The organism is Actinotalea caeni, from assembly GCF_009733795.1.
GTDB lineage: Bacteria > Actinomycetota > Actinomycetes > Actinomycetales > Beutenbergiaceae > Pseudactinotalea > Pseudactinotalea caeni.
In genome coordinates this window covers 25,086-31,375 of sequence record NZ_WNXX01000029.1, presented here as the reverse complement: position 1 = coordinate 31,375, position 6,290 = coordinate 25,086, and the positions used below count along the sequence as shown (strand labels likewise).

Below are 6,290 nucleotides of genomic sequence, written 5' to 3'. Positions count from 1 at the left end.
GGGCAGCGGCTGCGCCGCGCCCCCGGTGCGAGCACGCGAGGTCGGACGCCCGGGGCGGCGGCCGGGGGCCGACGACGAGGACACCCGCGGCGGTGGCGTCGGCCGCGGCCGCGGCGCGCGCGGCTGGTCGGGCGCGTCGAAGTCGAAGGGTTCGTCGGAGCTCATCAGCAGCTCTCGCTCTCGTCGTCGGACGCCCCCAGGCTAGGTGAGCCCCCACCCGGCGCCGGGGTGCGGTCGCTCGGTGTGTCGCCGCCCGCGTCGGGGGTGCTGTCGGGGGTCGGGTCGGGGTCGTCGGTCAGCGGTCGGTCCTCGGCGATGGCGGCCCACAGCGCATCGGCCTCGGCGGCCCACAGCACGTTGGCGCCGTCGCCGCGGGGCACCCACGGGACGGTGACGAACGTGAGGTCCTCGGCCCCGACGCCGCGGAGCGAGAACGCGAGCCCGGCCAGCGCCGAGAGCGAGCCGAGGTCGGAGGACGTGGTCAGCGACGCCGTCGCGGCGTCGAGGAAGCCGTAGAGCTTGGTGGTGTCGGTGAGCACGTCCCGTGCGAGCACGGCGCGGAAGGTGGCCGCGAGCAGCTGCTGCTGCCGGCCGATACGTGCGGTGTCGCTGCCGTCGCCGAGCGTCTTGCGCGCACGTGCGAACCCGAGCGCCTGCTCGCCGTCGAGCACCTGGTGGCCGGGCTCGAGCGTGATCTTGGCGTCGGGGTCGTCGATCGCCTGGTCGATGCAGATCGGGACCCCGCCGATCGCGTCGATCATCCGGATGAAGCCGGTGAAGTCGACGGCGACGAACCCCTCGACCCGCACCCCCGTGAGGGCCTCGAGCGTGCGGATCGAGCACGCGACGCCGTGGGAGACGTCGCCCGTCGCGCCGCCGAGCGCGAAGGCCTGGTTGAACTTCGAGGTCGTCGGCTGCGTCCAGGTGCCGTCCGGGAGCGGGCACGAGGGGATCGGTACCCAGGAGTCGCGCGGGATGGAGACGAGGTCGACCCGCGAGCGGTCCGCCGCCACGTGGGCGAGGATCACGGTGTCGGAGCGCACCCCGGTCTGGCCCGCGCCGCCGAACCGGGCGTTCTCGCCCTCGCGGTCGTCGACACCGACCAGCAGGATGTCGAGCGGGCGGCCGGCATGGGGGTCGGTCGGGTCGTCGCTCTCGGCCGCGCTCGGGCGGTCGGTGCCGAGCAGCGTCTCGATGTCGTGCGACCGGATGTTCTCGTCGAGGTCGCGGTAGGTCCACGCGACCGCGCTCGTCGCGAACAGCACCACGCCCAGCACGGTGGCGGTCACGAGCGGCAGCCGACGACGGCGGGCCCGTCGCGCGTGACGCAGCGTCGAGCCCGCGGGTCGCCCCGAGGTGCGGGAGACCGGGCGCCGACGCGCCGGCGCGGCGGCGGCACCTGCCCGTGCGCCCCGGGCGTGCCGTGCCGGGCGCGCGTTCGCGCGCACCGGTCTCAGCAGACCGAGGCCAGCTCGTCCGCCGACGTGGCGCCGGAGCTGTCCTCGCTGCTCTCGTCGTCGGTCGAGCCGGTGTCGGCGTCGTCGGTCGACGTCTCGGTCTCGGGGTCGTCGCCGGTCGTCGACGACGGCTCCTGGGTCGGCTCGTCCTCCGGTGCGCCGGTGATCGGCTCGTCGGCGGCCATCCGCTCCCAGATGAGGTCGACCTCGCTGGTGAAGACGAGCCGGTTCGGGTCCTGCGGGTAGGCCGCGAAGGGCGTCGTCATGAAGGTGACGTCGGCCATGTCGAGGTCGCGCAGGCTCAGCGCGAGCCCGGCCATGTCGGTGAGCGAGCTGAGGTTCGGGCTCACGGTCAGCGACGACAGCGCGGCCTGCAGCATCTGGTACAGGGCCGGGCCGTCGGTGAGCAGGTTGCGCGAGAGCACCTCGTCGACCATCGCCGACATCAGGTGCTGCTGGCGGCCGATGCGGTCGGGGTCGGAGCCGCTGAGGCCGCTGCCGGAGCGGGCGCGCGCGTAGCCGAGGGCCTGCTCGCCGTTCAGCGTCTGCGGGCCCGCCTCGAGCTTGAGCTTCGCCTTGGGCGCGTCGATCGGCTCCGGGATGCAGATGTCGATGCCGCCGAGCGCGTCGACCATGCGCACGAAGCCGCCCATCTCGACGAGCACGAAGCCGTCGATCGTCAGCCCGGTGACCGACTGGGCGAGGTTGATGTCGCACGCGACGGCGGACTCCTTGTCGCCGCCGGCGACCCAGGCCTCCGCGAACGCGCTGTTGTACATGCCGAAGCGGCCGTAGACCGTGGTGCCCGACGTCGTGCGGCACTCCGGGATGTCGACCATGGTGTCGCGGGGGATCGAGACCAGCTCGACGCGCGACCGGTCCGCGGAGATGTGGGCGATGATGTGGGTGTCGGCGAGGACGGAGTCGAAGCCGTCGTTCACCGCGCCGTCGGCGCGGCTGTCCGAGCCGATCACGAGGATGTTGAGCGCGGTCCCGGCGTTCGGGTCCGCCGGCGGGCGGTGCTCCTCGCCGTCGTCGGGGCTCGGCGCGTCCACGAGGTCGCCGAGGTCGATCGCGTCGACACCCGACTGCAGCTGCGCGTACACGGTGCCGCCGAGCGTGAGCGTGAACGCGAGCACGCCGACGATGCCGACCGAGACCTTCCGCAGCACGTGCTGACGGCCGGCGATCGCGTGCCGAGGGGTGGCGCGCCGGCCGGGGGAGCGGCGCGTGGACGCGCTCGGGCGGCGCGGGTCGTCGCGGAGGTCGCGACGGCGCGCGGGCGCGCGGTTGCTGGCGTGTCGGGCAGACGTCATCGGTGGATGAGCCTAAGCAATCACCGGCCCCGGGTGGCGACGGTGACGCGGGCGCGTGGTGAAGGGATTGTGGAGAGCGCTCGCCGACGAGGCTCGGTCCCGACCGGCCGGTGGCCGACCGCGGAGCCCATCGAGCCCGTCGAGCCGGTGGACACTAGGATCTCGGGGTCCGGCACACCAGGGAGAGGACGAGCGTGACGACGCAGCTGAGGGCCGGTGACCGCGTGGTGGTGCTCGGGGGCTCCGGGTTCATCGGCTCGCACGTGATCCCGGCGCTGGTCGAGCTCGGCGCGCACGTCGTCAGCTACGACCTGTACCCGCCCGAGCACCCGTTGCCGGACGGCGTCGAGGACGTCCGCGGCGACATCCGCGACCGGGAGGCCCTCGAGGCCGCGCTCGCCGGCGCCGACGCGGTGCTCAACCTCGCGGCGGCGCACCACGACTTCGGGCTGACCCCGGCCACGTTCCTGTCGGTCAACGTCGAGGGCGCGCGCACCGTGACGGCGGCCATGGCCGCGGCCGGCGTCGACAACCTGTGCTTCTACTCCTCGGTCGCGGTCTACGGCGACGCCGGGCCGCGCCCGGACGAGACGACGACGCCGCACCCGGTCAACGACTACGGCCGCACGAAGCTCGCTGCCGAGGGCGTGTACCGCGCGTGGCAGGCGGCCGGCCCGGGGCGCCGTCTGCTCGTCATCCGGCCCGCCGTCGTCTTCGGGCCGCGCAACTACGCGAACGTCTACCGGATGATCCACCAGGTCGCGCGGCGTCGGTTCTTCCCGGTCGGTCCCGGCGCGAACCGCAAGAGCATGATCTACGTCGCGAACATCGTCGCGGCGATCCTGCACCTGTGGACGCGGCCGCCGCTGCGCGAGGACGAGGTCTACAACTGCGTCGACCAGCCGGACCTGACGTCCGCGCAGATCCTCACCGAAGTGTACCGGGGCCTCGGACGGCGTCGCCCGCGGTGGCACGTGCCGCTGCGTCCCGCGATGATCGCCGCCGCACCGTTCGACCTCCTCGCGCGGGCGACGGGCCGGAACCTGCCGATCACGAGCGACCGCATCCGCAAGCTCTCCGCCGACGAGACGTCCTTCGCCTCCGACCGGATCCGCGAGACCGGCTACGAGCAGCCGGTCACGTTGCAGGAGGGGCTCGCCGAGATGGTGCGCTGGTACCTCCGGGAGGGACGCCTGCGGACGCCGGTCGAGCACCTGCCGCCCGAGCAGCTCGCGGTCTGACGGGCGCCCGGTCGCTCAGCCGCCGCAGGCGGGGAGCTCGACCACCCTGGCGGTGTCGGCCTGCGCGACGACGTCGCCGGCCACCTCGACCGTGTCCAGCTCGGAGTAGCGGTGGTCAACCTGGTACGGCGCCGCATCCTGGTAGAGGTAGCGCACCCCGAGCCGCTCGACGGCGGCGCACACCTCCGCGGCCGCGGTGCCGGCGGCGACGTCGGCCAGGTGCGTCATGACGAGCTCCTGGTCGGCCGACCACACCTGGCCCGCGACCGGGAACACCACCGGCACGCCCGCCAGGCCGTAGGCGCTGCTGGCGCCCGAGAACGGGCTGCCGAGCACGACGCCGTCGAGGCGGTCGGGAAGCTCGCCGATCATCGCCAGCTCGCCAGCGGTGACGAACTGCGGCGGGTGGCCGGGCTCCAGGTCGTAGACCGAGGCGGTCCGCCCCACGCGCTGCGCCACGGTCGGCACGGTGAGCAGCAGCACGAGCAGGCCCGCCGCCAGGGCGGGCCCCAGCGACCCGAGCCGGGGCCGCAGCGCCTCCGCGAGCGCGACCCCGCCGGTCGCGGCGAGCGGCACCGCGACGATCCCGACGACCACGGACAACCGAGCGGGGGAGGAGTACCACATGCCCGACAGCCCGGTGCCGCCCCCGGTCGCGGCGTCGAGGTAGAGCAGCCACGCGACCCCGAGCATCGCGGCCCCGAGCCACCGTCCTCGCGCGCCGCCGACGACGGCCGCAAGCAGGGCGGCGAGCGCGACCGCGCCGCCCGCCAGCGACGGCCACAGCACGTACTGGCCGGTCACGACGTCGAGGACTGCGCGACCGAGCGAGCGCGGCGAGCCGCCGGTGTAGCCGGTCACGGCGGCGGCCAGCGGCGAGGCGAGCAGGCCCGCGACCACGGCGCAGGCCGCCGCGGCCACGAGCACCGGCAGCGCGACCGCCGGCAGCCGACGGCCGGCGCCGAGCAGCGCCCGCGACGCGGCCGCGACGACCGCGACCACCGCGGGCAGCGCCAGCGCCCCCCACGTCAGCACGCCGTTGGGGTGGGCCAGCCCGATCCCGAGCAGCGCGACCGCCAGCGCGACCCCACCCGGCACCCGCTCGGCGGGCGTGCGCAGCACCCGCAGCGCGAGCGCGAGCACGCCCGGGACCATCGCGAGCGCCGCCGCGTTGGGCACGTGCCCCCAACCCACCCACAGGCCGGTCGGCGTCGCCGACGCCACGCCGGCGAGGACGCCGGCGGTCCCGGCGACACCGGTCGCCACGGTGTCCGGCCGGTACCACCGCACCAGCTGGACGGCGAGCGCGGCGCACCCCAGCACCCAGGGCAGCACCGCCGTCACGGTCGCGCCCAGGGTGAGCACCGCCGTCGGAGCGCCGGGCAGCAGCGACGCCAGCGCGTGCCAGCCGGCGGGGTAGGGCGAGGCGCGGCCGTCGCCGTAGGACAGCGAGCCGAGCGTGAGCGACGACGCCGACCCGGACTCCGCGACGAGGCGCAGCGCCGAGAGATGGAACACCGCGTCCCAGCGCTGCAGCGGGGTGTCGAGCGAGCCGGTCGCGAGCAGGGACGGGACGGCCGCGAGCAGCACGCCCGCGCCGATGCCGACGCGGTCGGCCGTGGGCGTGCGGGGCACCGGTTCGGCTGCGCCCACGAGCCGCCCGAGGACGGCGGCGAGGGCGACACCGATCGCGACCGAGCCGAGCGCCGCCGGCAGGCCCCAGCGGACGCCGACCAGCTGGGCGAGCACCGCACCGGCGCCGAGCGTCCCCGTCGAGCACGCGGGCGCGACCGCCAGCGCCAGCAGCCCCCGCACGCCGACGAGCCGGAGCATCAGCCACCCGGGCCCCAGCAGCAGCGCGGTCGCGAGGAGGACGGCGAGGGCGGCGACCGTCGGCGAGGTGCTCAGGCGGAGTCCTCACGGCGCAGCTGCGCCTGGGTGAGGGCCAGCGCCCGTGTGAGCGCGGTGATCTGCCGGTTCATGGCGCGCATCCTGCCGTAGTAGGCGGCGAGGAACCACACGAACGCGACCGCGAGCACGTAGAGCAGCAGGTCGGTGCCGCGGCCGACGCCGACGGCGCGGGCGATGCCCGAGACCAGCGACGGCTGGATGATGATCGCCACCGTCACGATGACGAACAGCACCAGCCCGGCACGCCGGATCGCCTGGTGGCGGGCGCCGGCGCTGGACCGTGTCAGCAGCACGGTCGCGACGCCGACGCCGACGAGCAGCAGCACCTTGATGACGAGCTGTTCGGTGGGGTCCACGGCGGTCTC

General features: G+C 75.1%; 5 protein-coding genes. 1 reads left to right on the top strand and 4 read right to left on the bottom strand.

Annotation, left to right across the window (positions count from 1 at the left end; all coding sequences use genetic code 11):
* Window positions 1-164: 164 nt before the first annotated feature.
* Window positions 165-1,289, bottom strand: a complete 1,125-nt coding sequence (locus GPA02_RS17005) for an LCP family protein (RefSeq protein WP_162457809.1) — start codon at window positions 1,287-1,289, stop codon at window positions 165-167.
* Between the two features lie 164 nt (window positions 1,290-1,453).
* Window positions 1,454-2,773, bottom strand: a complete 1,320-nt coding sequence (locus tag GPA02_RS17000; RefSeq protein WP_156201637.1) for an LCP family protein — start codon at window positions 2,771-2,773, stop codon at window positions 1,454-1,456.
* Between the two features lie 194 nt (window positions 2,774-2,967).
* Between GPA02_RS17000 and GPA02_RS16995 the strand changes: the two genes are divergently transcribed.
* On the top strand, window positions 2,968-4,014 hold the full coding sequence (locus GPA02_RS16995) for an NAD-dependent epimerase/dehydratase family protein (RefSeq protein WP_156201636.1): 1,047 nt from the start codon (window positions 2,968-2,970) through the stop codon (window positions 4,012-4,014).
* A gap of 15 nt (window positions 4,015-4,029) precedes the next feature.
* Here the strand turns inward: GPA02_RS16995 and GPA02_RS16990 are convergent, their stop codons facing one another.
* Together GPA02_RS16990 and GPA02_RS16985 are read right to left on the bottom strand one after the other, a co-directional pair.
* A complete protein-coding gene (locus GPA02_RS16990; protein ID WP_338027536.1) occupies window positions 4,030-5,865 on the bottom strand; it encodes a DUF6541 family protein in 1,836 nt (611 codons plus the stop codon).
* A gap of 53 nt (window positions 5,866-5,918) precedes the next feature.
* Window positions 5,919-6,281, bottom strand: a complete 363-nt coding sequence (locus GPA02_RS16985; RefSeq protein ID WP_156201634.1) for a DUF2304 domain-containing protein — start codon at window positions 6,279-6,281, stop codon at window positions 5,919-5,921.
* Window positions 6,282-6,290 lie beyond the last annotated feature (9 nt).